Source organism: Aureimonas sp. AU40, assembly GCF_001463785.1.
In the GTDB taxonomy this organism is placed as follows: domain Bacteria; phylum Pseudomonadota; class Alphaproteobacteria; order Rhizobiales; family Rhizobiaceae; genus Aureimonas.
Map to the genome: position 1 here is coordinate 23,092 of NZ_BBWL01000018.1, position 25,395 is coordinate 48,486.

Consider the following 25,395-nt stretch of genomic DNA (forward strand, 5'->3'; position numbering starts at 1 on the left):
CGTCAGGCCGGCTCGCCGCCGGGGCGGGGCGGCGGGCGCACCGCCTCCGCTTCCCGATGCAGCGCCGGCGCGCCGTGCGGCACGAGAACCGGGCGAAGGCGCTTCAGCCGCTGCTTCTCTCCATGGGTGACGGGAATGCCGCGATAGACAAGCTTCGTCGCCTCCAGGATGATCGCCCCGCAGAAAAGCGGCCAGCAGCGCCGCCCGATCCGATCCCAGACGCCAACGAGATTGAGGAGGCCCGCCCGGCGAAAGGGCGGGAAGTGCAATGCTTCGGAGAAGCCCGAGGGCGTGAACATGGTCTCGCGCAGGAGCCGCGTCGCCTGGCCGCGCGACCAAGGCCGACCCGAGCCGAAGGGCGTATGCTCGAAGCGCGTCCAGACGCCCCGCCGGCTCGGCAGGACGAGGACGAGACGCCCGCCGGGGGCGAGCACGCGCCAGGCCTCGTTCAGCATCTCGGTCGGGCTTTCGGCGAACTCCAGCGCATGGACCATCAGGATGCGGTCGATGCAGGCGTCGCCCAGCGGCAGTTCGGCCGGGTGGACGAGGGCGGTCAGCGAGCGGCCCTGCGGCGGCCAGTTCGTCGCCCCCTGCGCCGCCGGCATGAAGGCCAGCGCCCGCTCGGCGTCGCGCGACAGCTTGTCGAGATAGGGCGTGACATAGCCGATCCCGACGAGCCGCTCCTGCGAGATGGGCTTCCAGATCGGCTCCAGCGCGGTAGAAACGGAGCGCACCGCGGCCTCGCCCAGCCGTGTCGCGTAGAAGTCCCGAATATCGACGATGTCGGCGTTCAATCCCAACCTCGCGGCTGCCTCGTTCGGGCGGACCCTACCCCACACCGCGCCGCTTGGCACCGGGCTTTTGCGTGGGGCCCTTCGGCTCCGGCGCCCGGCGCTCTATGTCTCATCCGACAAGCCAGAGGGGACGCCGCGCGATGACAGCCGAGATCCGACAATTCACGTGCCGCCGGGACAATTTCGGCGTGCTCGTCCACGATCCCGAAGCCGGGCTGACGCTTTCGATCGACGCGCCGGAGGAGGCACCGATCCTTGAGGCGCTGGAGCGCGAGGGCTGGCGGCTCACCCATATCCTGACGACGCATCATCATGACGACCATGTCAGCGCCAACGAGGCGCTGAAGGCCCGCTTCGGCGCCGAGATCATCGGCCCCGCCGATGAGGCGACACGCATTCCCGGGCTGGACCGGCCGGTGCGCGGCGGCGAGCGCTTCGCGCTGGGCGCGATCGAGGTGGAGGTGATCGACACGCCGGGCCACACGGCGGGCGAGATCTCCTACTATTTGCCCGGCGAGAAGGCGCTGTTTGCCGCCGACGCTCTCTTCTCGCTCGGCTGCGGGCGTTTGTTCGAGGGGGACGCCGCTGAGATGTGGGAAAGCCTGCAACGCCTGCGCGCCCTGCCGGACGACACGATGCTCTATTGCGGCCACGAATACACCGCCACCAACGCGCGCTTCGCCGTGGATGTCGATCCCGGCAATCTCCTCCTGCAGGAGCGGGTGAAGGAGGTGGAGACTTTGCGCGTCGAGCATCGCTCGACCCTGCCCGTCCAGCTCGGACGCGAGAAGCGCACCAATCCGTTCCTGCGTGCCGACGATCCCGAGCTGCAGGCGGCCTTCGGCATGGCCGGCGCCGATCCCGTCGCGGTTTTCACGGCCCTGCGCGAGAAGAGGAACGGATATTGAAAGCGCGCGACGTCATCGCCAAGCTGCGGCTCGAACCCCATCCCGAAGGCGGCTGGTATCGCGAGACCTTTCGCGACGCGGCGGTGGACGGGGAGGGGCGGTCGCGCTCCACCGCGATCCTCTACCTCCTCGACACGGGCGAGACCTCCGAATGGCACCGGGTCACAGACGCGGCCGAGACCTGGCACTGGCACGCCGGCGGCCCGCTGGCGCTCACCCTTTCGCCCAACGGCCACGACGCTTCGTCGCACCGGCTAGGATCGAACGTCCTGATCGGAGAACTGCCGCAGATCGTCGTTCCGGCCAATTGCTGGCAGACGGCGACGAGCCTCGGCGACTGGACGCTGGTCGGCTGCACCGTCGCCCCGGGCTTCCGCTTCGAGAGCTTCGAAATGGCTCCCAAGGACTGGCGCCCGACCCCGCGCCCGGCGCGGGGCGGGTGACGCCTTCGATGGCGGCATGGGTCGCATGAAGGGGGCAGGATGAAGGCGGCGGGCGAGGGCGCGGCCCGCGCCCGATCCGTACCCCGGACCGTCATGCGAGCGATGACAGAGCGGCGGCGCGTCGCCCTTCGATCAAACCGTCAACCGAGCGGTTTTCGAAAAAAGCTATTGGGTCCGCCGAAGATGCCGTGCTCGCGTATGTCGTCTATGTTGACGCCGCCAATGATCTCGTCGGCCTTCTTCTGAGTGTCGGCAGCTTTCTGGGGAGAGATCTGACCCTTGAGCTGGGCGTTCTCGATGGTCAGTTTGACGTTCTGATCCAGAACCTCCCTGATCTGCTGAACCAGAGTGATGACGTCGCTGGGTTCATGGGGCGCTCGGTTTTCTTCGACAAACTTCATGACCGAGATGCCGGCGACGAAGGCGGCCACCATGAAGGTTCCGACGACCATGACCGGGTGTTCATCGACTTTGTTTTTGAAGGTCATGCCGGTCACGATGTCCCACCTTGCTACGGGATGAACCTTATCGTTTAGTTTTTGAGGCTTGGCGATACGGCAGAGTCTCAGCGTGTAAAGCCGAGTGACGCAACGTTACGCGAAACCCACCCTGCTCTCAAGGCGGGTGGCCGACCGGCAATGCGCGCGAACGCCGTGCTCAGGCTATGGCCATGAGGCGCCGGAACAGAGGTAGGGCGGCGAGGACGGCGCCGAGCGTGATGAGGCAGGCGGCGAGGGCCAGGGCGAGGGAGGGCTTGGCCTCGCCGAAGAGGATCAGCACCAGCGTCGAGAGAAGCGGCGCGGCGTAGCTGGCCGCGCCGAGCAGCTGGATATCGCCGCGCTTGACACCGTAGTCCCAGACATAGAAGGCCGCGCCGACCGGCAGGAGGCCGAGCAGGAGAATGGCGAGCCATTCGCTGGGGGAGGCCGGCCAGACCGTCGTCTCGAACATCCAGTGCGCGGGTAGGGACAGAAGCGCCGTCGCCGCGCAGAAGCCTGTTACCACGTCGCTCGGCACGTCGCGAAAGCGGCGCGAGAGCAGCGAATAGCTGGACCACGTAAGGGCGCAGAGCCCGGCCAGCGCGTAGCCGAACCCATGGCTGCCTTCGAAGGACAGGCCGCCGCCCCGACCGGCGATGATGAGCCCCGCACCGCCAAGACCCAGGAGCGCGCCGACCAGATGGAACCAGCGCAGCTTCTCGCCCGGCAGCATGGCCGAACCCAGCACGATCAGGAGCGGCCAGAGATACGCGATGAGGCTCGCCTCGGCGGCCGGCGCGTTGCGTAGCGCCGCGAAGTAGAGCGCATGGTAGCCGAACAGGCCGGCAATGCCGAGGAGCCACACGCTTGGCGGCTGGCGAAACACGGCGAGCGGCACGCGCCGGACGCGCAGCGCGACGAGCCCAACCAGCGTTCCCAGCGCGAAGCACATGGCGTTGAGCTGGAGCGGCGGCACGGCTCCGCTTCGCGCCGTCAGAAGCGCCAGAAGCGACCACATGAGAATGGCCGAAAACCCCAGTGCCGTCGCCATCGCTCTCCCTCTTCGCAGCCCTGTCTGCGGGTAGCGAAGGGGAGGGGCGGGGTCAAACGGTTCGGCGGGCACCGATCGGTTGCGCCGTGCTCGAACTGCGTTTCGCGCTGCTGAGGCAGAGCGATACAGGAACCGGAGAATGCGCGGGAAGGAGCGACAGCCGCCCGAGACGGACTCCGCCAGCTTGCTCCGCGCCCGTTTAGTGGCCGACACGCGGATACGCGCGGACTCAAAGCGCCTGACAAAAGTCTCGTGCAGGCTGGCGGGTCGGTTCTTTTCGCCGCCGACGTCGTCGCGAATGCTTGGCCATGCCAGGCGGGATCACTTGAGCTTTGCTCTTTGTCTTCGGACGGAAATCACTCGGCGGCTCTCCGCCGCCGAGTGGTCAAACAGTCTCTCAGGCTTTCACATGCAGTTCAGTGCGCCAGCGCCTTTTCCAGCTCGGCCTTGCTCATCTTGGAGCGGTTGGGGACGTCGCGCTTCTTGGCCTCGGCATAAAGCTCGGCCTTGCTGCGATCGCCCGCCGCCTTGCCGTCCTTGTCGCGGTGCGCCGCCGTCTTCTCGGCCACGTCTTTGGGCTGGGCGGAGTGCTGCTTGCCCTTCTTCGCGTCGCGGCGCTTCTTGTCGCTCGTCTTCTTGTACTCGTCGTCCGACAGCGCCTTGCGGGCTTCCTTCGGCAGGTAGCGCTCGCCGGTCTCGCCGCTCTTCTTGCCGGACTTGGTGCCCCAGTCCTCCTCCTGCCATTGCTGCAGGCTGTTGTCCTCGCGCTTCTCGCCCTTGAAGCCGCCGCCCTCGCGCTCGTATTCGGCAGTCGCCATCTGCGCCTTGCGGGCCGACCATTGGCCGGGCTTGCCGCCCTTGGCGCCCTTCGTGACCTTTTCCTTCACCTTCTCCCAAAGCTTGGGATCGGTATGCTCAGCCGTGGTGGACATGGGGGTCTCCCGAGTGTCGGTGGTTCCTTGCCCACCCAACGGTCTCGGTGTTTCCCGGATGCGCGGCGCGGCGGCGTGTCGCAGCCGCGCCTCGTATGTCAGGCGATCATGGCGCTGAAGTCGGCGATCCCGCGTCCCTCATAGATGCCGCTGGCAAGATAGTGGTCCATCGGGTTGATGCCCGCGAGCGCCACGTCCGTGTTCTTGGAGAGATAGTCCGCCGTGTGGAAGGCGGCGGCGGGGTCGCGCCCTTCGCGCCAGCCGCTCGCGTTGTAATGGGCGAGCGGGTCGACATGCGCGGCGGCGACGTCGGGATTGGTTTTCAGGTAGAAGCGCGTGTCGAACAGGGCGTTGGGCTTGCGCCCTTCGAGGTATCCGCTCGTGGCGTAGTGCTGACGGGGGTCCACATGGGCGGCCGCGACGTCCGGGTTGGCGAAGAGATAATAGGTCGCGTCGAACCCGTCCGCGCCCAGCCCGTCGCCGATCATCTTGTAGCTCGCCCGTCCCTCGGCCTTTCCCGCCAGGAGGAAGTGCTCGAGCGCACCCATGCCGGAGGCCGCGACGTCGGGGTTGAACTTCAGATAGAGCTTGACGTCGAAGGCGAGCGAGGGATCGCGCCCTTCCTTCTGGCCGAAGGCGGCAAAATGCCGGAGCGGATCGGCCCCCGCCGCCGCCACGTCGCGATTGGCCGCGAGATAGCCCGACACGCTGAAATAGGCGTTGGGATCGCGCCCCTCGCGCGCGCCGTAACTTTGGAAATGGGCGAGCGCGTCCGAGCCGGAGGCATAAACGTCGCGCTGGGTCTTCAGGTAGAAGAACGGATCGAACAGCGGCTGGCTGGCGTCGAGCCGTACCGCGCCGTCGGAAAACTCGAAGCGCTCCACGGACTGAGCCCGATCCGTCGCCCCGTTCGCCCCGCTCTCGTGCAGGATGACCGTCGCGTTCATCGCCAGCTGATGCACGTAGCTGGCAAGAGTGCCCGAGAACACCGCCGTGTCCATGCCCGCGCCGCCGTCCAGCGTGTCGTTCCCACCGCCGCCGATCAATATGTCGTTGCCGCCATTGCCGCGCAGGACGTTGTCGGCCGCGTTGCCGATGATCCGGTCGTCCCCCGCGCCGCCGAGCGCGTTCTCGATCACGACCCCGCGCGCGATCGAGACATTGGCGACGAGGCCGCCGACATTCGAGAAGGAGCCATCGCGCAGGTCGATCACCTGGTTTTGCGTGTAGAGCGAAAAGTCGAACGTGTCCTGCCCGCCCGCGTCCCAGACCGAGAAGACCAGCTTCGAGGCGGCGCTCGCGGCCGAGAAGAAGTCGCGCCCGGTGTTGGAATGGAAGCCGTAGGTGTCGTTGCCCGTGCGGGTGTTCATGTTGGCGCCGTAGAGGCGCTGGATGGCGCTGATGTCGTCCATCATCGGCGAGGAGGGATCGGCGCCGCCGAAATTGGCGCCAGTCTCCATCTCCGACCAGTAACTCATGATCGTGTACTGGCCGGAATCTTCGTAATACACCGCGCTCGAGGCATAGGTCGGGGTGCCGGTGCCGACATTGTAGTCGCCGGGATGGGCGAGGCCAAGCGCGTGGCCGATCTCGTGCGTCAGCACATAGCGCCCGAAGGCCAGATTTTCCGGGCTGGTGTTGTAGCCATAGGACGAGTTGTACCAGCCGTCGCCGTCGAGATTGGACTTGCCGGCATTGGTGGGGAGATAGGTGAACGCCGCAGCCCCCGCCATGCCGCTGCTATAGTTGCCGAACAGGATCTGCGCGCTGTCGGCCGCGCCCGCCTTCGTCGCCGCGCCGGGGCTGACATGCTTGAACGTCAGGCTGGCGACATCGGCCCAGGACTGGAGCGCGATCTCGGCCTGGGCGGCCTGTTGCGGCGTGAAGGCGGAGAAGCCGCTCGTGTCGCTCGGCATCTGGCTCGGCGCCACGGTGCGAAAGTCGTAGGTGAGGTTGGCCGCCTTTCCCAGCGCGCCCGCGCCTTGGCCGTTCCATGTCAGGTCGTAGCGGCCGATCTGCGCACCGGCCGCGTCCGATGCCAGCGACGGCTTGCCGTTGGAGGCGGTGCCGCCGCGATCGGCATTTCCGAGCGCCTGAAACGAGAGATCGCCGGCGAGAGCGCCGGACGCCTGATGGAGAAGATTGCCGCACAGGACGCACATGCTCGTCGTTTCGCCTTCCGACTGGATCGGCCGATGGGGAGCGCGGCCTCTAGGTTGCGCTCATCCTACGCTTGCGTCCCCTGCGCCAGCGTGACCACGGGGGTCCGTTCCGGTTTCCCTTCGCTTTGAGCGTGTGGAACCGGGCCCGATGGCTGCCGCCTGCGACAAGATGCGATAGTCTTCCCTCACCATCTAACGAATCGGGAATCGGCCATGCAACGGCGTTTCATCCAGTGCGACGTGTTTTCTCACCTGCCAACTCGGGGCAACGGCCTCGCCGTAGTGCTGGATGGGGAGGGCCTGTCGGATGAGGCGATGCAGCGTTTCGCGGTCTGGACCAATCTGGCCGAGACGACCTTCCTCCTTCCCCCGACTGACCCCGAAGCCGACTATCGCGTGCGCATCTTTACCACGAGTCGCGAACTGCCGTTCGCCGGCCATCCGACGCTCGGCAGCTGCATGAGCTGGCTTCACGCCGGAGGCCGACCCAGGACGCCGGGCGTGGTTCGGCAGGAATGCGCTGTCGGGTTGATCGAGATCGACGTTTCGGGCGAGCGGCCGGCTTTCGTCGCGCCGCCGACCCGCGTCGAGCCGCTGGACGCGGCGCGGCTGGACTCGGCCATGAAGGCGCTGCGCATCGACCCCGCCGATGTCCTGCGCTCGGCGCTTTTGACCAACGGCCCGGTCTGGGAGTTCCTGGAGCTGCGCGATGCCGCCGCCGTTCTCGCCGCCGACGCCACGGGCGCGAGTTTCCCCGAGGAGCGGGCGATCGGCCTTCTCGGCGCCCACCCGCCGGGCGGCGAGGCCGATGTCGAGGTGCGCATGATCGACATCTGGCACGGCATCAAGGAGGACCCGATCACCGGCTCGCTCAACGCCGCCATTGCCTGCTGGCTGCAGGCGGAAGGCCGGTTGGACGCGCCCTATGTCGCCGCGCAGGGAACGCGCATCGGCCGGCACGGCCGCGTCCATGTGCGCCCGCGCGGATCGGACGTGATGATCGGCGGCGACGTGCGCATCCTGATCGAAGGCACGCTGGAATTCTAAGGCTTGGCGAATCGCGTGGCCGTCAGCGTCAACGGCCCGACCTGCGTCGGAATGCGGACATAGACGGGGGCGTAGATGCCGCTGTCCCGCACCTCGGCGAACCAGAGCTGGATCGTGCGATCGCGCAGGTATTTCAGCCCGTTGGACGAGGTGCGATAGCCCGAAACGGGCCGGATGCGGGCGTTGCAGGCGATGGCCTTGCCGCTGAACCCGTCGGCCGTGAAATCCTGCGTCCCGTCGCCGGGCGACAGAACGAGGTCGAGGCGGGACCAGCCGTCGAAGAAGGGCGCGGTCTGCCGGCAAACCGAGGCCGGATCGCTGCCCGGCTTCAGCATCAGCCCGCCCAGCGGATCGACCGCGTTGGCAAGCTGCGCGGGCTTGACCGGAATGAAGTCCGAGGGCGGCGGGGAGGGCGCGGGCGGCGCGACCTCTGAGGACAGGGCGCGCCCGCCGGAAAAGCGCACGTCGGCGCGCCAGGACTTCTTGTCGCTCGTGTATTGCAAGCGGTAGCGCTCGGCCAGGAGCCGGTCGGGCCGGATGCGGCCCGAGACCGAACTCGTGCCACGCGTGGAGGAGACGAGTTCCGCAAGACCCGCCGAGGACAGGGTGCCCGACACGCTGTAGCGGGTCGGCGACAGGCGGGTTTCGAAATGGGCGCGGCCGACCGGCAGGCCGATCAGGGAAATGCGATAATCCGTCTGGAGCACGTCGTCCGCCCGCGCCGGCAAGGCGGCGAGAAGCGCGATCAGAAACAAGGCGAGTCGTGGCAGCATGAAGGGTCCTTGGGCTGAGCGGCCCTTTTGGCCGTGGGCTCCGACCAGTGTCGATCAGGGAAGCGCCCCGGTCTTCTCACAACGAGGAGAGGAGGCGCGGTAGGCGGGCAAGGGGAGAAGAGCAGGAAGGTCAAACCATTGCACCGCTTTATGGCGGCGGGTTGACGCGGCGGCCTCCCGCGACTATAGGAACCCTCGATTTTCCGATCATGCCATGGGGTCGATGATCGCGCTGCCGTCTGGCGGCGGCGCGCCCCGCAAGGCCGTATCGATTGTTTGAAAGGTGATCCCATGTCGCGCGCTTGCGAACTGACCGGCAAGGCCGTCCTGACCGGTAACAATGTCAGCCACGCGAACAACAAGACGCGTCGTCGCTTCCTGCCGAACCTGTGCCAGGTCACGCTGATCTCCGACGCGCTCGGCCAGCGTTTCCGCCTCCGCGTTTCGGCCCATGCCCTGCGCTCGGTCGAGCATCGCGGCGGTCTCGACGCGTTCCTGGCCAAGGCCAACGAGCTCGAGCTGTCGCACCGCGCCCGTCTTCTCAAGCGCCAGATCGCCAAGAAGATCGCCAGCGAAGTGCAGGCCGCCTAAGGCTTCGATCCCAAGGGATCGTTCGGAAAGCGCCATCGTCCGCGATGGCGCTTTTGCCGTTTAGAGGGGACGTTTCTCTTATTTGAGAGCATCGCGTCCCGCCGCCGCCCGCCGTCCCGGCTTCGTCCGGGGCTCCCCGATCCGATCGCTGGTGCCATACCCCAGCCTAAAAAAATGGACCAAAGCCGTGAATCCTTCGCGCCGCTACGTGCTGCCGGTGATCGCCATGACGATCATCGTGCTCTTTTCCAACGTCTCCGTGCAGTTCCCCGTGCAGGGGCAGGTCGGGCCGCTTCAACTGGCCGATCTCCTGACCTGGGGCGCCTTCGTCTATCCCTTCGCCTTCATCGTGACGGACGTGAACAACCGGCTCTATGGCCCGTCTATGGCGCGCCGCGTGGTCTATCTCGGCTTTCTCATGGCCGTCGTCAGTTCGGTCTTGTTTCCGCCGATTCTCTATCGGCTCGGCCTCGTACCCTTCGAAACGGAGGCGGGTCGTCTCCTGCGCATTGCGCTGGCCAGCGGCACGGCCTTCCTGATGGCGCAGCTTCTCGACATTCTCGTCTTCAACCGCCTGCGTCGGCTGTCGTGGTGGAAGGCGCCGCTCGCCAGCGGCATTCTCGGCACCGTGCTGGACACGCTGACCTTCTTCACGCTCGCCTTCGCGCCGCTCTTCGTCTTCCTCGGGCCGAACGACGCCTTCTCGCTGGAGCACGCGCCGCTCTTCGGGCTTCTGTCGGTGGACGCGCCGCGCTGGCTCTCCTGGGCGCTGGGCGATTTCGGCGTGAAGCTCGCGATCGCCGTGTTCGGCCTCGTGCCGTACCGCGTGGTGATCAACAGCGTCCTGCCCTATCGCGATACCGCGCCCGCCACGGCCTGACGCATGAGTGAAGCCGGGCGCGTTCAGCGCGTCCGGCTCTCATTCGGCAAGCCCGCCTCGCCGCTCTCGCGCAGGCGAAATTCCAGGTAGAGATTGCGCTGGAAGAACGAGCCGTTGTCGTCCGACACGAGGCTGAGGATCGTCTCGCCCGCCGCGTTGGTCCAGACGTCGAGCCCTTCCATATTGTCGATCTCGTTGCCGAAATCGGCCTCCATGATGACCGGCCCGTCCGCCAGCGCGCCGGGGCGGATCATTTCGGACGCGATGCGCCGGATGCGCATGCCGATGCGCCCGAAGCCCTCGTAGCGCCGCTCCAGGAGCAGGAAGTCGCCATTCGCCAGGAAGGCGCCGTCGGTCGCCGACCAGACCGCGTCCTTTCGCACCGTGAACAGGCCCTTCGTCCCCAGCCCCAGGATCGCCGCCAGGAGGTTTCCTTCAGCATCGACCGACTGTTCCGCCACGATGATGGCCGCGCCCTTCAGCGGCGAGGAATGGGGCGAGACGGAGATTGTCTCCAGCCCGCCATTGGATCGCAGCTCGCGCTTGGGGATCGGCAGGGGAACGGGCGTGCCGCGCTCCGGGCGGTCGGCGTCGAAGCGCTCGATCCGCGCGTCGCGCTCGAAGGAAACGAGGGCGTGATCGCCGTCGAGCGCCAGCCCTTCGGCATCCGCGTCGCCCTTGCGCGCGGCAGGGCGGCCTAGACGATCGAGAATCGGGGCCATCTCGGCCTCCTCGATGCCGATCGGCCGGCCTTCGCCGTCGCGCCGGATCGCGCCGCGAAACCAGAAGCCGGTGTCGGTGACCGCGAGAAAGCGCTGCCCGCCCTCTCGCATTCGGATGGCGGAAACGCCTTCCAGCCGCCGGTCGCCGGAGCGATAGCTGAAGCCGCCGAGATAATCGAGCTGGCCGAAGCGGGTCTCGGGCGAGCCGATGCGGAACTGGGGGATCGGGTTGGCCGTGACGTGCGTTGGCCCTGCTGCCGCACCGGCGGGCCCGAGCGGCAGGAGAAGCAGAAGAGCCGCGGCGGCGCGAAGCCGCGCGCGCTTCACCTGCGGCCGGCGGCGCGCCGTCGCCCGGTCGGCATCGCCCCCTCGTCCTCGAACAGGGCGGCAAGCTGCTCGGTCATCGCGCCGGCCAGTTCTTCCGCGTCCGAGATGGTGACGGCGCGGCGGTAGTAGCGCGTCACGTCGTGGCCGATGCCGATGGCGAGCAGTTCCACCGGCGAGCGGGTCTCGATCTCCTCGATCACCGCGCGCAGGTGCCGCTCCAGATAATTGCCGGGGTTCACCGACAGCGTGGAATCGTCCACCGGCGCGCCGTCCGAGATCATCATCAGGATGCGTCGCTGCTCGGGCCGGCCGAGCAGGCGGTTGTGCGCCCAGATCAGCGCCTCGCCGTCGATGTTCTCCTTGAGCAGCCCTTCGCGCATCATCAGGCCGAGATTGCGCCGGGCACGCCGCCAAGGCGCGTCGGCCGACTTGTAGACGATGTGGCGCAAGTCGTTGAGCCGGCCCGGCCGCTGCGGCTTGCCAGCCTTCAGCCACGCCTCGCGCGACTGGCCGCCCTTCCAGGCCCGCGTCGTGAAGCCCAGCACCTCGACCTTCACGCCGCAGCGCTCCAGCGTGCGGGCCAGGATGTCGGCGCAGGTGGCAGCCACCGTAATCGGCCGCCCGCGCATCGAGCCGGAATTGTCGATAAGGAGCGTCACGATCGTGTCGCGGAAGTCGGTGTCGCGCTCCATCTTGAAGGAGAGCGGCTGCAGCGGATCGGTCACGAGGCGCGTCAGGCGCGCGGTGTCGAGATAGCCCTCTTCGAGGTCGAAGTCCCAGGAACGGTTCTGCTGCGCCATGAGGCGGCGCTGCAGCCGGTTGGCCAGCCGCCCGACCGCGCCCTGAAGCGAGGCGAGCTGCTTGTCGAGGAAGGAGCGCAGCCGGTCGAGCTCGGCCTCGTCGCAAAGCTCCTCGGCGCCCACGGTCTCGTCGAAGCTCTCGTCGAACACCTGATAGTCGGTGTCGCCGACATCGCGCGGCAGGGCCTGGTTCGGTCGGCGCGACTCGCCGGGCGTTTCGGAATCGACGTCCTCGTCTTCGGTCGGCTCGTCGCTGGTCTGCTCGGAGGTCTCGGCCTCGCTGGCGTCCTCGCTTTCGGCCTCGCCCTCGGCTTCCTGCGGCTCGGCCTCGTCCTGGCCGGCTTCCTTCTCGGCGCCGCTGTCTTCCTGATCGCGGGACTGGTTGTCGCCGGCCTCCTCGGGCGTCTCCTCGTCGGATTCGTCCGCCTCGTCCGCCAGCTCCTCGGCCATCTCCATGGAGACGAGCATGTCGCGCAGCGCGCGCGCGAAGAGGCGCTGGTCCTCGATCGTCTCGCCCAGCCGCTCGAACTTCGCGCCGGCCTTCTCGTCGATCCAGTCGCGCCAGACATCGACGATCGCCCGCGCGCTGGCCGGCACGGGGCGGCCGGTCAGGTGCTCGCGCACCAGAAGCGCCACGGCGTCCTCCAGCGGGGCTTCGGCGCGGTCCGTCACCTCGGAGAGGTTGGTGCGAAGATACTTGTCCTCCAGCATGGAGGCCAGATTGTCGGCGACGCCCGGCATGGCGTTGGCGCCGATCGCCTCGCAGCGCGCCTGCTCGACCGCGTCGAACACGGCCCGCGCGCCGCGCCCGTCGGGCGAAAGCGTGGCGTGGATGCGCGCGTCGTGGCGCGCCTTGCGCAGGGCCATCGCGTCGGACAGGCCGCGCACCACGGCCACCTCGGTCTGGCCGGCGCGCTTGGGCAGCTCGGGCAGGCGCGCGCGCTCGCCCGTCAGGCCCGGCCGCTCGTTGCCATAGGTGACCTCGAGCTCGGCATCGCCCGAGATGGCGCGCATGCAGCCGGCCACGGCCCGGCGGAAGGGCTCGCGGTCCGGCGTCTTGGGGCGCTGCCCCTTGGCGGAATTGTCTCCGGGGCGCGCCATGGGATCAGTCGAGCACCAGGTTGGCGGCCGATTCCGGCAGGTCCTCGCCGAAGGCCCGCTGGTAGAACTCGGCCACGAGCGGCCGCTCCAGATCGTCGCACTTGTTGAGGAAGGTCAGCCGGAAGGCGAAGCCGATGTCGCCGAAGATCTCGGCATTCTCGGCCCAGGTGATGACCGTGCGCGGGCTCATCACGGTGGAGAGATCGCCGTTGCGGAAGGCCGAGCGCGTGAGGTCGGCGACGCGCACCATCTTGGACACCTGCGCGCGACCCTTTTCGGTCTGGAAATGCTTGGCCTTGGCCAGGACGATGCCAACCTCGTTGTCGTGCGGCAGGTAGTTCAGAACGGTGACGATGGACCAGCGGTCCATCTGCGCCTGATTGATCTGCTGCGTGCCGTGGTAGAGGCCCGTCGTGTCGCCGAGGCCCACCGTGTTGGCGGTGGCGAAGAGGCGGAAGGCGGGATGAGGGCGGATGACGCGCGCCTGATCGAGCAGCGTCAGGCGGCCCGACGATTCCAGAACGCGCTGGATCACGAACATCACGTCCGGACGGCCGGCGTCGTATTCGTCGAACACCAGCGCGACATTGTTCTGGTAGGCCCACGGCAGGATGCCGTCGCGGAACTCGGTGACCTGCTTGCCCTCGCGAACCGTGATCGCGTCCTTGCCGACGAGGTCGATGCGCGAAACGTGGCTGTCGAGGTTGACGCGCACGCAGGGCCAGTTCAGCCGCGCCGCCACCTGCTCGATATGGGTCGACTTGCCCGTGCCGTGCGAGCCCGACACCATGACGCGCCGGTTCTTGGCGAAGCCCGCCAGGATCGCCAGCGTCGTCTGCTTGTCGAACAGGTAGTCCGGGTCGATCTCGGGAACGTGCGGGTCGAACTTGCTGAAACCGGGCACCTTCAGGTCGCTCTCGAAACCGAAGGTCTCGCGGACGGAGATCATGGCGTCGGGGAGGTTCGCCACTTCCAGTTCCGCTGCACTCATCATACCTCCAACGGCGCTACGAACCCGTTGCGGGCGAGGCGCCACCACTGTCATCATCGGTTTCGGGACGGGACCCGGGCGGAGCGAACGCGGACCGGGCGGTCCGATTCGACCCGGATTAACAGAAGCCCGACTGCTTCAAAAGCTTGTAGGCCTGAATCACTTCGCGCAGGCGGTCTTCCGAGCTTCGGTCGCCGGCGTTGGAATCGGGGTGGTACTGCTTCACCAGCGCTTTGTACTGGACGCGGATCGCCTCGGCGCCGGCATTGTGCGGCACGCCTAAGGTCTCCAGCGCCTTGGTCTCCAGCGTGCGCGGCTTGCGCGCGGGCGCCACCGGCGCCTTGGCAGCGCCGGCCCCGGCCTCTTCGAACAGGTTGAACCGGTCCTGCACCTTGGCATTGAAGCGGCGTGGGCGCCCGCTGGGCCTGGTGGAGGGCATGGCCGAGGCCGCGCGCGGGCCGGCCGAGCTGTTGGTGCCCATCGGGGTGGTCGGCCGGTGGCCGGTCAGCGAGTCCTTCAGATACTTCTGGATGTCGTCGTCGCCGAGACCCGAAAAGTAGTTGTAGGACTTGTTGTAGAGCCGCACGTGATCGACGCAAAAGTTGAGGTACTGGCCCTCGTGGTCGCGCCCGCGCGGCGCCTTGTGGGTGCCGGGCTGGTCGCAGCCCTCCCACATGCATTCGGGCGCGCGAACCTTCTCGGCAGCCTTCTTGCCGGCGGGTTTGACGCGAATCTGGTCGAAGAGTTTGTTGTCGAGTGTCATCACGGCCGGATTATGGGGCCCCGCAGGGACGCGAACAAGAATTGACAGACGCGAAAACCCGTCCACAACAGGCCCGCAATCCCGAAGGCTCGCGGGCGTGTCGATCCGGGCGTCGGATCACCCGCCCGTTTCAACAATTGTGAGGCGCGATCATGACCATCCAGGCCAGTATCGAAACCAAGCTGCGCGAGGCTTTCTCGCCCGAAACCCTGGCCGTGGTCAACGAGAGCCATCTCCATGCCGGCCATCATCACGGCGGGAGCGACCATCACGACGGCTTCGACGGCACGGGCGAGACGCATTTTCGCGTGCGCATCGTGTCGCAGCGCTTCGCCGGCCAGAGCCGCGTCGAGCGCCATCGCGCGGTGAACACGGCGCTGGCCGCAGAGCTGGCCGGCGGCGTCCACGCGCTCGCCATCGAGGCCTCCGCCCCCGGCGAACCCACGCGCCGGTAAGCGCTGGGGATGCGCACGCGGCTTCGCCGGCGCAACCGGCTTCGCTTCGCCGCCGGGCTCCTGTTCGCGGCGAGCCTCAGCTTCCTGGCGGGGCTGACCGACGTCGTCGGCTTCATCCTGGCCGGCGACTTCGTGTCTTTCATGAGCGGCAACACGACGCGGCTCGCCATCGCCCTCTCGACCGGCGACGGCTCGGGCGTCCTGCGCCTGGCCCTCGTGGTTGCGACTTTCGTGGCCGGCAACGCATTCGGCGTTCTGTTCATGCGCTGGACCAAAGGCAGCCAGCCGGCGCTTCTCTCGCTCGTCGGCATCCTGGCGCTGGTGCCGCTTCTGTTCGGCGAGCCCTCGCACGGCGTCACCGCGCTGGTCTTCGCCATGGGCGCGCTCAACGCGGCCCTCGAGGAGGTGGAGGGGCAGCCGCTTGGGGTGACCTATGTCTCCGGCGCCCTGTCGCGCTTCGGCCGGGGGCTCGGGCGCTTCCTGATCGGGCATCACGCGAGGGGATGGTGGGTGCAGATCGTGCCCTGGGTCGGCATGGTGGCGGGCGCGCTCACCGGCGCGCTTCTCACCCATCGCTGGGGCGGGGCGGCGGTGTTCGCCGTGGCGGGGCTCGCCTTGATCCTCGCGCTTGTCGGCTTTCTCGTGCCGCCGGGCTGGCGCCGTGTCTGGCTCGCCCGCAAGCCGTTCCGCCGCAAGGCCGAGCCACGCGGGGCGAACGCGGCGAGCGAACCGATCTAGACCGTTGTTCCCGGAGTGGCTTTAAGCTGCGAGTTCCGCTTCGAGAAAGCGGGCGACCTCGGCGGGGTCGACGTCACGCGCCACGAAGGAGCGGCCGATGCCGCGCGTCAGGATGAAGGTCAGCGCGCCGCGTACGACCTTCTTGTCCTGCGCGATCTTGCCCATCAGCGCGTCCGGCCCGAAGGCGGGGCCGGGAATGTCCTGAATGCGGGTCGGCAGGCCGGCGGAGCGCAGATGCGCCACGGCCCGCTCGGAATCCTGGCCGGGGCAGAGGCCCTGGCGCACGGAAAAGCGATGCGCGAGCGCCATGCCGATCGACACGGCCTCGCCATGCACCAGCCGCTCGGCATCGTAGCGCGCCACCGATTCCAGCGCATGGCCGAACGTGTGGCCGAGATTGAGCAGCGCCCGGGCGCCGTCCTCCCGCTCGTCGCCGGCCACGACCTCGGCCTTGGCGCGGCAGCTCGCGGCGATCGCCTCGGCCCGCTCCGGCCCGCCGGCGAAGATCGCGCCGCGCTTCTCCTCCAGCCAGTGGAAGAAGTCCGGCCGGTCGATCAGGCCGTATTTCACCACCTCGGCATAGCCGGCGGCGAACTCGCGCGGGATCAGCGTTTCCAGAACGTCGGTGTCGGCGATCACCAGCGCCGGCTGGTGGAACACGCCGACGAGATTCTTGCCGCGCGGGGAGTTGATGCCGGTCTTGCCGCCGACGGAGGAATCGACCTGGGCCAGAAGCGAAGTCGGCACTTGCACGAAGCGCATGCCGCGCCGCGCGACGCCGGCCGCAAAGCCCGCCAGATCGCCCACCACGCCGCCGCCGAACGCGGCCACGGCGTCGCCCCGCTCCAGCCGCTCTTCCAGAATGCGGTCCACCACCGCCTCGAAATGCCGGAAGCTCTTGGTGGGCTCGCCAGAGGGCAGGCGCATCGTGGCGTGGCCGAGGCCGGCGTGGTCGAGAGAGGCGCGCAGCGCCTCGCCATGCAGATCGTCCACCCGCTCGTCGGCCACGATCAGGAGCTGCGCGCCGGGCAGGCGGCGGGCGATCTCGGCGCCCGCCTCGGCCAGGAGGCCCGAGCCGATCAGGATGTCGTATGACCGCTCGCCCAGTTCGACGCGAACGCTCTGGCGGGTCTCGTCGGTCATGACGCGGCTTTCTTCTGTCCGGGCTTGCGCTGGTCCGGCCTGTGGCCGGGTCGGCGCATGAGCGACTGGATGATCTCGCGCGCGATCGTGTCGCGCTTTCCGTTGCGCGAGTGGATGTGGATGTCCGCCGTGCGATAAACGGGATAGCGCACGTCCATCAGGCTCTTCATCGTGGCGCGCGGATCGGCCGTCTTCAGGAGCGGGCGCGTCGGGCGCTTCAGAACGCGCTCCATCAGCGTGTCGAGATCGGCCTTGAGCCAGACCGTGATCGAGCGCTCCTTCAGGATGCGCCGCGTGTCCTCGTTCATGAAGGCGCCGCCGCCGGTGGCGATGACGCGCGGCGCGCCTTCCGTCAGCCGCGCCACGACCCGCGCTTCCAGCGCGCGGAACTCCGGCTCGCCATAGGCGGCGAAGAGCTCGGCCACGCTCATGCGCGCCGCTTCCTCGATTTCCTGGTCGGTGTCGGCGAAGGGCAGGTCGAGCAGCGCGGCCAGCCGCTTGCCGACCGTGGTCTTGCCCGCGCCCATGAGGCCGACGAGCACCACCGAGCGCCCGTTCAACCGGGCGACGGCGTCATGATGCAAAGGCTCGTGGTCGGCACCGGTCATGGAACGAAAGCTTCAAAAATGCTTGTAAAGCGATGGTCTGAGACCAGAAAACCCCAATGCCGTCAAGCGAACCGGACGGTTCGGCGGGCGGCAAACCCGGCGGCGGCGCGCCCGTCCACGGGAAGCTCGCGAGAAAACGCCTGTCGCTGTTTCGCGCCAGCCTCTAGATAGGCGCGGGGGACGAGACGCGGCGCCGCGCGCGAGACGGCCGCGAAAGGGAAGCCAAGCCGACACATGCCGACACTCACCCGTCTTCTCCTGGTTCTCGCCCTTCTGGCGGGGGCGGTTCTTTCCGTCATGTGGGTGCTCGTGACCTTTGTCCGGCCCGAGATCGGACCCATCACGATGCCCGTGCCGATTCCCGCCCTTCAGGAGAAGCGGCCGGCAGCGCCGCCCCAGCCCGCGCAACCCACGCCCGAGGCGGCGCCTGGGGAGGGCCTTCGATGAGCGGCGGCACGCTGGACGGGGCGCGGATCGAGAGCTTTCTGGAAATGATGGCGGTGGAACGGGGCGCGGCGGAGAACACGCTCCAGGCCTATCGCCGCGATCTCGACCATGCGCGCGAGTTCGTTGTGGGGGAGGGCATGAGCCTCTGCGCGGCCACCACGGAGGCGATTCGCCACTATATCGACCAGCTCGACGAGGAGGGTTTCGCGCCCTCCAGCCTGTCGCGCCGCCTCAGCGCGCTGCGTCAGTTCTTCAAGTTCCTCTATGCCGAGAGCATCCGGCCGGACGACCCGACTTCGCCCATCGAGGGCGCGCGCAAGGCCAGAAGCCTGCCCAAGATCCTGTCCGAGGCGGAGGTCGACGCGCTGATCGGCCAGGCGGAGCGGGACGCGGCCGACCCCAAGCTCAACAACGCGGCGCTGGCGCGGGCGCTGCGCATGCATGCGCTGGTGGAGCTTCTCTACGCTACGGGGCTTCGCGTGTCCGAGCTCGTGTCGCTGCCGCGCGCCGTCCTGCGCTCGCGCCAGCGGCTTATCGTGGTGCGCGGCAAGGGCAACAAGGAGCGCATGGTGCCTGTCGGCGAGCGGGCGCGCGATGCGCTCCAGCGCTTCGGCGCGGCGTTGAAGGCGCTGCCGGGCGCCGGGGGGGAGGGGGCGCCGGACAGCCCCTGGCTGTTTCCGGCCCTGTCGGAAAGCGGCCACCTGACGCGCCAGAGCTTCGCCAGGGACCTGAAGCTCCTGTCGCTTCGCGCCGGCATCGCCCCGGCCCGCGTCTCGCCGCATGTGCTGCGCCACGCCTTCGCCAGCCATCTCCTGCAGAACGGGGCCGATCTGCGCGCCGTGCAGGAGCTTCTGGGCCATGCCGACATCGGCACGACGCAGATCTACACCCATGTTCTGGAAGAGCGCCTGATGCGCCTCGTCACCGACCACCACCCGCTCTCGGCCCTGGCGGCGGAGGAATAGGCGCCGGCCCGGCGCCTTTCCTTGACAAAGGGTGGGCGGATCGCCAGTTTGCCGGCCGACGCGAACACCCCCTGCGGGACGGCGGCGCCACCCGGCCGAAGACGGCCGGTGGTTTAGAGCAACGAGGCCCGCGCGCCGCTGGCCCTGCCACGAGGACGGCTCCGGGCCGCTGCTGGATGCACAATTATCTCGACTTCGAAAAACCCGTCGCCGATCTCGACAGCCAGATCATCGAACTCAAGAAGATCGGCTCGGGCGAGGACAGTCTCGACGTTTCGGAGGACATCCAGCGTCTGGAGAAGCGCTCGTCCGACGCGCTGGTCGAGCTCTACCGCAAGCTGACGCCCTGGCAGAAGACGCAGGTCGCCCGCCATCCCGACCGGCCCCATTGCGTGGACTATATCGGCAAGCTCATCTCCGACTTCACGCCGCTGGCGGGCGATCGGTACTTTGCCGAGGACTATGCCGTGATCGCCGGCTTCGGCCGCTTTCGCGGCCGCTCGGTCGCGGTGATCGGGCAGGAAAAGGGCGCGGACACGCAGACCCGCCTCAAGCACAATTTCGGCATGGCCCGGCCCGAGGGCTACCGTAAAGCCGTGCGCGTCATGGAAATGGCGGAGCGTTTCGGCATCCCGGTCCTGACCCTGGTGGACACGGCCGGCGCCTATCCCGGCATCGGCGCCGAGGAGCGTGGCCAGGCCGAGGCCATCGCCCGCTCCACCGAGACCTGCCTTCGCCTCGAAGTGCCGCTGGTCTCGCTGATCATCGGCGAGGGCGGCTCGGGCGGCGCCATCGCGATCGCCGCCGCCAACCGCGTCCTGATGCTGGAACACGCGATCTACAGCGTCATCTCGCCGGAGGCGGGCGCCTCCATCCTCTGGCGCGACGCCGCGCGCGCCAAGGACGTGGCCCAGGCCATGAAGATCACCGCGCAGGACCTCAAGGGCTTCGGCGTGATCGACGAGATCGTCTCGGAACCGCTGGGCGGGGCGCATCGCGACAAGGACGTGGCGATCGAAACGGCGGCCGACCGGATCGAGGCCGCGCTGACCGAGCTCTCCCAACTGGACGGACCGGCGCTGCGCCGCGAGCGCCGCGAGAAGTTCCTCGCAATCGGCCGCGACCTCAAGGTCTGATACCAGCTTTTGTCGGGCACGAATTTCCTGTAGGGAAGAAACCCGGGGTTGCCGCGCGGTGGTGCCCCCGGGCGTTTCCGCTTGGCTTCGGCTCCATCGGATGCGACGTCAGGTTCGGCCGAGGAAAGTCACGCATTTTTCATCCGTCGTTAAGGGATTGGAAACCGTCCCGGATCGACAAGGAAGGGATCATGCGACGGTGCGGGTCTGGCCTGCCCGTTCGGAGACGATCGGTTCGCCGGCTTGCCGATCGGGGCACATGGCCGGCCTGAGGGGTTGAGAGGGACATGTCCGCACGCCGCCGCCTTGCTGCAGCAACTCTCCTCGCCGGCACGCTCATGGTGCTGGCCGGTTGCCAGGGCGGCGCCGACTTCGGCGATCTCATGGGCGCCGACGCGCCGCTGCCGCCCAGCCTCGTCAAGCTGATCCGCGTCAACCAGATGGGCGAGAACTCCGCCATCATGGTGCGGATCTACAAGGAGGAATCCGAGCTCGAGGTCTGGAAGCAGAAGAGCGACGGCAGCTTCGCCCTGCTCAAGACCTATCCGATCTGCGCCTGGTCGGGAAAGCTCGGCCCCAAGCGTAAAGAGGGCGACCGGCAGGCGCCCGAGGGCTTTTATTCCGTCACGCCCGGCCATCTCAACCCGAACTCGAACTACCATCTCGCCTTCGACATGGGCTATCCCAACGCCTATGACCGGGCCAACGGCTCCACCGGCCAGAACCTGATGGTGCATGGCTCCTGCAATTCGTCCGGCTGCTACGCCATGGACAATTGGCAGATGGAGGAGCTCTACGCGCTCGCCCGCCACGCCTTCCAGGGCGGCCAGCGCTCGATCCAGTTCCAGGCGCTGCCCTTCCGCATGACGCCCAAGAACATGGCGCGCCATAAGAATTCCGAGCATTACGCCTTCTGGAAGATGCTGAAGGAAGGCACGGACCGGTTCGAGCTGACCAAGAAGCCCGTCGCCGTCGCCACCTGCGAGAAGCGCTACGTCTTCGACGCCACCTTGAGCGACGGCCGCGTGCTCGATCCCGACGGCACCTGCCCAGCCGTGGCCGAGCCCGCCGAGCTGGTCGCCAAGCGCCAGGCCGACGACGAGCTGGAAAAGCAGATCGCTTCGACGCTCGCCCCGGAAGAGTTCGCGACGACGCCGAATCTGGTCTACAAGACCGGCTCGCCGATCTCCGCCGAGGCCTACGCCGCCGAGCAGCACCGCCGCGAAGGCTTCGACCGCGACGGCAAGCCGATCGCCACCGCCAAGAGTTCGATGTTCAAGGCCCTCCTCCAGAAGCGCAACGTCTCGGACGCCTCGCGGGATAAATAGACGGCCGACCGATCGTGGCCGCCGCAACGTGTTGAGCGAGTTTCCTGCTTCATGCGCGCCAGGATGGCGGAGCGACGCGGCGGTGTTCGTCGAACCAGCGATCTCGGCCCCGTAGCGTAAGCCTCACGAGCTTTGGATAAAGCATGGCGCCGATGGCCAGAGCCTCGGTGGTGCTGCGCTCACCCTTCAGGTCGTTGATCGCATCGGTGATTTCATAACGCCAAGCGTTCAACTCGCCTTGGGTTAGAGGGGCCGGCCCCACATGGAGCCGCTCCAATACGGTCTGTCGCAACAATTCGGCGTGGCGAGGCGCATCGCCGGTCACCGTGCCTTCTGCGATCATGTTGAGGAGGGAGGGACGACCCCGCGCTACGTCGTCATCCACGAACCATGCCGGCGTCTTCCTGTCGTGGACGAACGTGTCGACGGGGACGCCTTCGTGAATGAGGGACTCGCGGCTCTCGGCCTCAGGGGAGGCGTACAGAAGCGACCATGTCGATGTCGGACAAGGGAGTGCCTAGTCCTCGCATGAGCGAGCCTGCGACAAACGCACAGGATGCCCCTTCAGACCGAGAACGAAACGCTGCCTCGGCGACAGCCAGGGCTTCGGAGGGCGAGGGGCAGGGGTCCACGTTCACACATGCGATGTACGCCTCTCATCGCGCAGGTCGCAACATTCTGTCAGTCGGCCTGGAAAGCTCGAATGCCGAGATCGGTTTCGACCGACCAGAAGAGAACGTCCTTCCCGATCGAGCCGCCATCCCGCTAAACGGGCCGTCCTTTTTCAGTCTGTCTCCGGAAGCGAAAAAGGCCGGCGTCACTGCCGGCCTTTTTCGCTCAATCCTGCCTGCCTCAGGCGATCTGCTCGTAGGCGCCGTGGCAGTGCTTGTATTTCTTGCCCGAGCCGCAGGGGCAGAGGGCGTTGCGGCTGATCGAGCTCCAAGTGGAGGGATCGTTCGGATCGACCTGCAGCGGGGACTCCTCGGTCGGGGTGAAGTCGGCGGTAAGGCGCGCGGCGCCCTGGCCGAACTCGTCCTCGCCCGTGGTCGGATCGATGTGATGGGCCTGCATCTCCGGCAGGCTCGGCGCCTCGTCCTCCGGGCGGACGATCTCGACGCGCATGAGCTGCTGCGTCGTGCGCTCGCGAAGGCTCGTCAGCATGGACTGGAAAAGCTCGAAGGCTTCCGACTTGTACTCGTTCAGCGGATCGCGCTGGGCATAGCCCCGGAAGCCGACGGCCGAGCGCAGATGGTCGAGATTGACCAGATGCTCGCGCCACAGGGCGTCGATCGTCTGCAGGACGATCGAGCGCTCGATATAGCGCATGATGTCGGCGCCGAAGCGCTCTTCCTTGTCGGCGAAGGCCTTGTCCGCCGCCTCGACGATGCGGGTGCGAACGTCGCCCTCGTCGATGCCTTCCTCTTCCGCCCAGGCGGCGATGGGAAGGTCGAGATTGAGGAACTCGCGGATCTCCTCGGTCAGCGCGGCGGTTTCCCACTGCTCGGGATAGGCGCGCTCGGGCATGCGGCGGGCGACCAGAAGCTCGATCGTCTCGTGGCGCATGTCGGCGACGGTCTCGTCCAGCGACTGCGCGTCCATCAGTTCGAGACGCTGCTCGAAGATGACGCGGCGCTGGTCGTTCATCACGTCGTCGTATTTGAGAAGGTTCTTGCGGATGTCGAAGTTGCGCGCCTCGACCTTCTTCTGCGCCTTCTCCAGCGCCTTGTTGATCCAAGGATGGACGATCGCCTCGTCCTCCTTGAGCCCCAGGCGGGTCAGCATCGTGTCCATGCGCTCGGAGCCGAAGATGCGCATCAGGTCGTCCTGAAGCGACAGGTAGAACTTCGACTTGCCGGGGTCGCCCTGGCGGCCGGAGCGGCCGCGAAGCTGGTTGTCGATGCGCCGCGACTCGTGGCGCTCGGTGGCGAGCACGTAGAGGCCGCCGGCGGCGAGCGCCTTTTCCTTGAGGCGCTGGATGTCGGTGCGGATGGCGGCGATCGCCTCCTCGCGCTCGGGCCCCTCCGGCATCTCGGCGAGCTCGCGCTCGACCCGCATTTCCAGATTGCCGCCGAGCTGGATGTCCGTGCCGCGACCGGCCATGTTGGTGGCGATGGTTACCGCACCCGGCACGCCGGCCTGGGCGACGATATAGGCCTCCTGCTCGTGATAGCGCGCGTTCAGGACCTGGAAGTCCTTCAGGCCTCCCTGGCGCAGGCGCTCTGCCAGCATTTCCGACTTCTCGATCGAGGTCGTGCCGACGAGGATCGGCTGGCCGCGCTCGGCCGTCGCGCGGATCTCCTTGGCGATCGCGCGGAACTTCTCCTCGTTGGTGCGATAGACCTCGTCGTCTTCGTCCAGGCGCTTGACGGGGAGGTTGGTCGGGATCTCGATCACGTCGAGATTGTAGATGTCGGCGAACTCGGCCGCTTCCGTCACCGCCGTGCCGGTCATGCCGGCGAGGCGCTTGTACATGCGGAAATAGTTCTGGAAGGTGATCGAGGCGAGCGTCTGGTTCTCGGGCTGGACGGTGACGCCTTCCTTGGCCTCCAGCGCCTGGTGCAGCCCTTCGGAGAAGCGGCGGCCCGGCATCATGCGGCCGGTGAACTCGTCGATGATGACGATCTCGTCGTTGCGGACGATGTAGTCCTTGTCGCGGTTGAAGAGCTTGTGGGCCTTCAGCGCGTTGTTGACGTGATGGACGATCGTGACGTTCTCGATGTCGTAGAGCGAGTCGCCCACGAGATGGCCGGCCGCTTCCAGAAGCCGTTCGAGCTTCTCCGTGCCGTCCTCGGTGAAGGAGACCTGGCGCTGCTTCTCGTCGACCTCGTAGTCTTCGGGCGAAAGCTGCGGAATGAAGCTGTCGATCGTGCGGTAGAGATCGGAGCGGTCGTCCAGCGGGCCGGAGATGATGAGCGGCGTGCGCGCCTCGTCGATCAGGATCGAGTCCACTTCGTCGATGATCGCGAAATGATGCCCGCGCTGCACCATCTGCGAGCGCTCGTACTTCATGTTGTCGCGGAGATAGTCGAAGCCGAGCTCGTTGTTCGTGGCGTAGGTGATGTCGCACTCGTAGGCGGCGCGACGCTCCTCGTCGGTCAGCCCGTGCATGATGACGCCGACACTGAGGCCGAGGAAATTGTAGACCCGGCCCATCGTGGCCGCGTCGCGGCGGGCGAGATAGTCGTTCACCGTCACGACGTGGACGCCCTTGGCTTCCAGCGCTGCGAGATAGACGGGCAGGGTGCCGACCAGCGTCTTGCCTTCGCCCGTGCGCATCTCGGCGATCGAGCCGCCGGCCAGAACCATGCCGCCGATCATCTGCACGTCGAAGGGGCGAAGGCCCAGCGCGCGCTTGGCCGCCTCGCGCACCGTGGCGAAGGCCGGCACGAGAAGGTCGTCGATCGTGCGGCCCTTGGCGATCTCGTCCCGGAACTGGCTCGTGCGGGCGCGCAGCGCCTCGTCGCTGAGCGCGGCCATCTCGGGCTCCAGCGCCAGGATCTCGCGCACCGTTGGCTCGAACTTGCGGACCCGGCGGCTGTTGGCCGACCCCAGGAGCTTGCGGGCTAGGCCACCGAAACTCACCATCCGTAACGTCCTTCCAGGAAACTTCGATCGGGCGCGGAGCGCCCGCCGTCCGCCGCCGATGGCCGGCATCGGCCACAGCATCCGACGGATGCAGCCAGGATGAAGGCGGCTGGACTTCTAAAACGTGCGAGAGATAAGAGGGCACCTGATCGATGTCAACGCCGCGCCCCGGCGCGCGGCGGCCCTCAAAACACCGCAAAGCCCCTTCTTTGCGCTATGGGATAGA

25 protein-coding genes are annotated in these 25,395 nt (G+C 67.5%); 11 read left to right on the plus strand and 14 right to left on the minus strand.

The annotated features are described in order from the left end of the window. Window positions 1-2: 2 nt before the first annotated feature. On the minus strand, window positions 3-794 hold the full coding sequence (locus tag AUL32_RS06770; RefSeq protein WP_062112974.1) for a class I SAM-dependent methyltransferase: 792 nt from the start codon (window positions 792-794) through the stop codon (window positions 3-5). Window positions 795-934: 140 nt separating this feature from the next. Here AUL32_RS06770 and gloB point away from each other — a divergent pair, with 140 nt between their 5' ends. Beyond that, window positions 935-1,702, plus strand: coding sequence for a hydroxyacylglutathione hydrolase (gloB, locus tag AUL32_RS06775; protein WP_062112977.1), 768 nt, complete (start codon window positions 935-937; stop codon window positions 1,700-1,702). Continuing rightward, window positions 1,699-2,145: a cupin domain-containing protein gene (locus AUL32_RS06780; protein ID WP_062112981.1), complete on the plus strand. Its 447-nt coding sequence runs from the start codon at window positions 1,699-1,701 to the stop codon at window positions 2,143-2,145. The genes gloB and AUL32_RS06780 overlap by 4 nt, the downstream gene beginning before the upstream one ends. A gap of 140 nt (window positions 2,146-2,285) precedes the next feature. Here the strand turns inward: AUL32_RS06780 and AUL32_RS06785 are convergent, their stop codons facing one another. The 4 genes from AUL32_RS06785 to AUL32_RS26235 form a co-directional block, all read right to left on the minus strand. After that, window positions 2,286-2,642, minus strand: a complete 357-nt coding sequence (locus AUL32_RS06785; protein ID WP_062112984.1) for a hypothetical protein — start codon at window positions 2,640-2,642, stop codon at window positions 2,286-2,288. Between the two features lie 160 nt (window positions 2,643-2,802). After that, window positions 2,803-3,675, minus strand: a complete 873-nt coding sequence (yddG, locus tag AUL32_RS06790; protein WP_062112987.1) for an aromatic amino acid exporter YddG — start codon at window positions 3,673-3,675, stop codon at window positions 2,803-2,805. Between the two features lie 416 nt (window positions 3,676-4,091). Further along, entirely contained in the window at window positions 4,092-4,607 is a 516-nt protein-coding gene (locus tag AUL32_RS06795; RefSeq protein WP_062112990.1) for a hypothetical protein, read from the minus strand. 98 nt (window positions 4,608-4,705) lie between these two features. Next, window positions 4,706-6,769, minus strand: coding sequence for a M10 family metallopeptidase C-terminal domain-containing protein (locus AUL32_RS26235; RefSeq protein ID WP_062112993.1), 2,064 nt, complete (start codon window positions 6,767-6,769; stop codon window positions 4,706-4,708). A gap of 213 nt (window positions 6,770-6,982) precedes the next feature. Between AUL32_RS26235 and AUL32_RS06805 the strand changes: the two genes are divergently transcribed. After that, complete coding sequence (locus AUL32_RS06805; protein WP_062112996.1) at window positions 6,983-7,816, plus strand: PhzF family phenazine biosynthesis protein; 834 nt, start codon at window positions 6,983-6,985, stop codon at window positions 7,814-7,816. Here the strand turns inward: AUL32_RS06805 and AUL32_RS06810 are convergent. Next, complete coding sequence (locus AUL32_RS06810) at window positions 7,813-8,589, minus strand: DUF3108 domain-containing protein (protein ID WP_062112999.1); 777 nt, start codon at window positions 8,587-8,589, stop codon at window positions 7,813-7,815. The two genes, AUL32_RS06805 and AUL32_RS06810, sit on opposite strands and share 4 nt — an antisense overlap. 291 nt (window positions 8,590-8,880) lie before the next feature. Between AUL32_RS06810 and rpmB the strand changes: the two genes are divergently transcribed. Beyond that, the gene (rpmB, locus tag AUL32_RS06815; protein WP_061977180.1) at window positions 8,881-9,180 is read left to right on the plus strand and encodes a 50S ribosomal protein L28; all 300 of its coding nucleotides are present in this window, start codon (window positions 8,881-8,883) and stop codon (window positions 9,178-9,180) included. Window positions 9,181-9,406: 226 nt separating this feature from the next. Then, a complete protein-coding gene (locus AUL32_RS06820) occupies window positions 9,407-10,060 on the plus strand; it encodes a queuosine precursor transporter (protein WP_062113112.1) in 654 nt (217 codons plus the stop codon). 23 nt (window positions 10,061-10,083) lie between these two features. Here AUL32_RS06820 and AUL32_RS06825 read toward each other — a convergent pair whose 3' ends face one another. From AUL32_RS06825 to AUL32_RS06840, 4 genes are all read right to left on the minus strand, one after another. Further along, window positions 10,084-11,109 (minus strand): esterase-like activity of phytase family protein, encoded by a 1,026-nt coding sequence (locus tag AUL32_RS06825; RefSeq protein WP_062113003.1) that lies wholly within the window; start codon window positions 11,107-11,109, stop codon window positions 10,084-10,086. Next, window positions 11,106-13,010, minus strand: a complete 1,905-nt coding sequence (gene cobT, locus AUL32_RS06830) for a cobaltochelatase subunit CobT (protein WP_062113006.1) — start codon at window positions 13,008-13,010, stop codon at window positions 11,106-11,108. Before cobT ends, AUL32_RS06825 begins: the two co-directional genes overlap by 4 nt. Window positions 13,011-13,014: 4 nt before the next feature. Further along, window positions 13,015-14,001, minus strand: coding sequence for a cobaltochelatase subunit CobS (cobS, locus tag AUL32_RS06835; protein ID WP_062113009.1), 987 nt, complete (start codon window positions 13,999-14,001; stop codon window positions 13,015-13,017). A 118-nt stretch (window positions 14,002-14,119) separates the two neighbouring features. Then, complete coding sequence (locus AUL32_RS06840) at window positions 14,120-14,764, minus strand: J domain-containing protein (protein WP_061977174.1); 645 nt, start codon at window positions 14,762-14,764, stop codon at window positions 14,120-14,122. Between the two features lie 152 nt (window positions 14,765-14,916). On the opposite strand from AUL32_RS06840, the gene AUL32_RS06845 reads away from it, so the two are divergent. Continuing rightward, window positions 14,917-15,219 carry a BolA family protein gene (locus AUL32_RS06845; protein WP_062113012.1) on the plus strand — a complete coding sequence of 101 codons (303 nt, stop codon included), beginning with the start codon at window positions 14,917-14,919 and terminating at the stop codon, window positions 15,217-15,219. Window positions 15,220-15,228: 9 nt separating this feature from the next. Next, entirely contained in the window at window positions 15,229-15,957 is a 729-nt protein-coding gene (locus AUL32_RS06850) for a YoaK family protein (protein ID WP_061977170.1), read from the plus strand. 21 nt (window positions 15,958-15,978) lie between these two features. On the opposite strand, the gene aroB is transcribed toward AUL32_RS06850, so the two are convergent. After that, the gene (aroB, locus tag AUL32_RS06855; RefSeq protein ID WP_062113015.1) at window positions 15,979-17,100 is read right to left on the minus strand and encodes a 3-dehydroquinate synthase; all 1,122 of its coding nucleotides are present in this window, start codon (window positions 17,098-17,100) and stop codon (window positions 15,979-15,981) included. Next, window positions 17,097-17,708 (minus strand): shikimate kinase, encoded by a 612-nt coding sequence (locus AUL32_RS06860; protein WP_061977166.1) that lies wholly within the window; start codon window positions 17,706-17,708, stop codon window positions 17,097-17,099. The genes aroB and AUL32_RS06860 overlap by 4 nt, the downstream gene beginning before the upstream one ends. Before the next feature lie 234 nt (window positions 17,709-17,942). Between AUL32_RS06860 and AUL32_RS06865 the strand changes: the two genes are divergently transcribed. From AUL32_RS06865 to AUL32_RS06880, 4 genes are all read left to right on the plus strand, one after another. Further along, window positions 17,943-18,155: a hypothetical protein gene (locus AUL32_RS06865; RefSeq protein ID WP_062113018.1), complete on the plus strand. Its 213-nt coding sequence runs from the start codon at window positions 17,943-17,945 to the stop codon at window positions 18,153-18,155. Beyond that, window positions 18,152-19,120, plus strand: a complete 969-nt coding sequence (locus AUL32_RS06870; RefSeq protein WP_062113020.1) for a site-specific tyrosine recombinase XerD — start codon at window positions 18,152-18,154, stop codon at window positions 19,118-19,120. Before AUL32_RS06865 ends, AUL32_RS06870 begins: the two co-directional genes overlap by 4 nt. 176 nt (window positions 19,121-19,296) lie before the next feature. Next, complete coding sequence (locus tag AUL32_RS06875; RefSeq protein WP_062113024.1) at window positions 19,297-20,256, plus strand: acetyl-CoA carboxylase carboxyltransferase subunit alpha; 960 nt, start codon at window positions 19,297-19,299, stop codon at window positions 20,254-20,256. A 287-nt stretch (window positions 20,257-20,543) separates the two neighbouring features. Then, a complete protein-coding gene (locus tag AUL32_RS06880) occupies window positions 20,544-21,584 on the plus strand; it encodes a L,D-transpeptidase family protein (protein WP_061977158.1) in 1,041 nt (346 codons plus the stop codon). Window positions 21,585-21,633: 49 nt separating this feature from the next. Here the strand turns inward: AUL32_RS06880 and AUL32_RS06885 are convergent, their stop codons facing one another. After that, on the minus strand, window positions 21,634-21,969 hold the full coding sequence (locus AUL32_RS06885) for a hypothetical protein (RefSeq protein ID WP_062113026.1): 336 nt from the start codon (window positions 21,967-21,969) through the stop codon (window positions 21,634-21,636). A 467-nt stretch (window positions 21,970-22,436) separates the two neighbouring features. Then, a complete protein-coding gene (gene secA, locus AUL32_RS06890; protein WP_062113027.1) occupies window positions 22,437-25,169 on the minus strand; it encodes a preprotein translocase subunit SecA in 2,733 nt (910 codons plus the stop codon). Between the last annotated feature and the right edge of the window lie 226 nt (window positions 25,170-25,395).

Coding starts and splice junctions, on each gene's coding strand:
- gloB (WP_062112977.1), top strand. CDS start 935: ATGACAGCCGAGATCCGACAATTCACGTGCCGCCGGGACAATTTCGGC.
- cobS (WP_062113009.1), bottom strand. CDS start 14,001: ATGAGTGCAGCGGAACTGGAAGTGGCGAACCTCCCCGACGCCATGATC.
- AUL32_RS06795 (WP_062112990.1), bottom strand. CDS start 4,607: ATGTCCACCACGGCTGAGCATACCGATCCCAAGCTTTGGGAGAAGGTG.
- cobT (WP_062113006.1), bottom strand. CDS start 13,010: ATGGCGCGCCCCGGAGACAATTCCGCCAAGGGGCAGCGCCCCAAGACG.
- AUL32_RS06805 (WP_062112996.1), top strand. CDS start 6,983: ATGCAACGGCGTTTCATCCAGTGCGACGTGTTTTCTCACCTGCCAACT.
- AUL32_RS06875 (WP_062113024.1), top strand. CDS start 19,297: ATGCACAATTATCTCGACTTCGAAAAACCCGTCGCCGATCTCGACAGC.
- AUL32_RS06860 (WP_061977166.1), bottom strand. CDS start 17,708: ATGACCGGTGCCGACCACGAGCCTTTGCATCATGACGCCGTCGCCCGG.
- AUL32_RS06820 (WP_062113112.1), top strand. CDS start 9,407: ATGACGATCATCGTGCTCTTTTCCAACGTCTCCGTGCAGTTCCCCGTG.
- AUL32_RS06850 (WP_061977170.1), top strand. CDS start 15,229: ATGCGCACGCGGCTTCGCCGGCGCAACCGGCTTCGCTTCGCCGCCGGG.
- AUL32_RS06870 (WP_062113020.1), top strand. CDS start 18,152: ATGAGCGGCGGCACGCTGGACGGGGCGCGGATCGAGAGCTTTCTGGAA.
- AUL32_RS06865 (WP_062113018.1), top strand. CDS start 17,943: ATGCCGACACTCACCCGTCTTCTCCTGGTTCTCGCCCTTCTGGCGGGG.
- rpmB (WP_061977180.1), top strand. CDS start 8,881: ATGTCGCGCGCTTGCGAACTGACCGGCAAGGCCGTCCTGACCGGTAAC.
- aroB (WP_062113015.1), bottom strand. CDS start 17,100: ATGACCGACGAGACCCGCCAGAGCGTTCGCGTCGAACTGGGCGAGCGG.
- secA (WP_062113027.1), bottom strand. CDS start 25,169: ATGGTGAGTTTCGGTGGCCTAGCCCGCAAGCTCCTGGGGTCGGCCAAC.
- AUL32_RS06845 (WP_062113012.1), top strand. CDS start 14,917: ATGACCATCCAGGCCAGTATCGAAACCAAGCTGCGCGAGGCTTTCTCG.
- AUL32_RS06880 (WP_061977158.1), top strand. CDS start 20,544: ATGTCCGCACGCCGCCGCCTTGCTGCAGCAACTCTCCTCGCCGGCACG.
- AUL32_RS06840 (WP_061977174.1), bottom strand. CDS start 14,764: ATGACACTCGACAACAAACTCTTCGACCAGATTCGCGTCAAACCCGCC.
- AUL32_RS26235 (WP_062112993.1), bottom strand. CDS start 6,769: ATGTGCGTCCTGTGCGGCAATCTTCTCCATCAGGCGTCCGGCGCTCTC.
- yddG (WP_062112987.1), bottom strand. CDS start 3,675: ATGGCGACGGCACTGGGGTTTTCGGCCATTCTCATGTGGTCGCTTCTG.
- AUL32_RS06810 (WP_062112999.1), bottom strand. CDS start 8,589: ATGCTGCCACGACTCGCCTTGTTTCTGATCGCGCTTCTCGCCGCCTTG.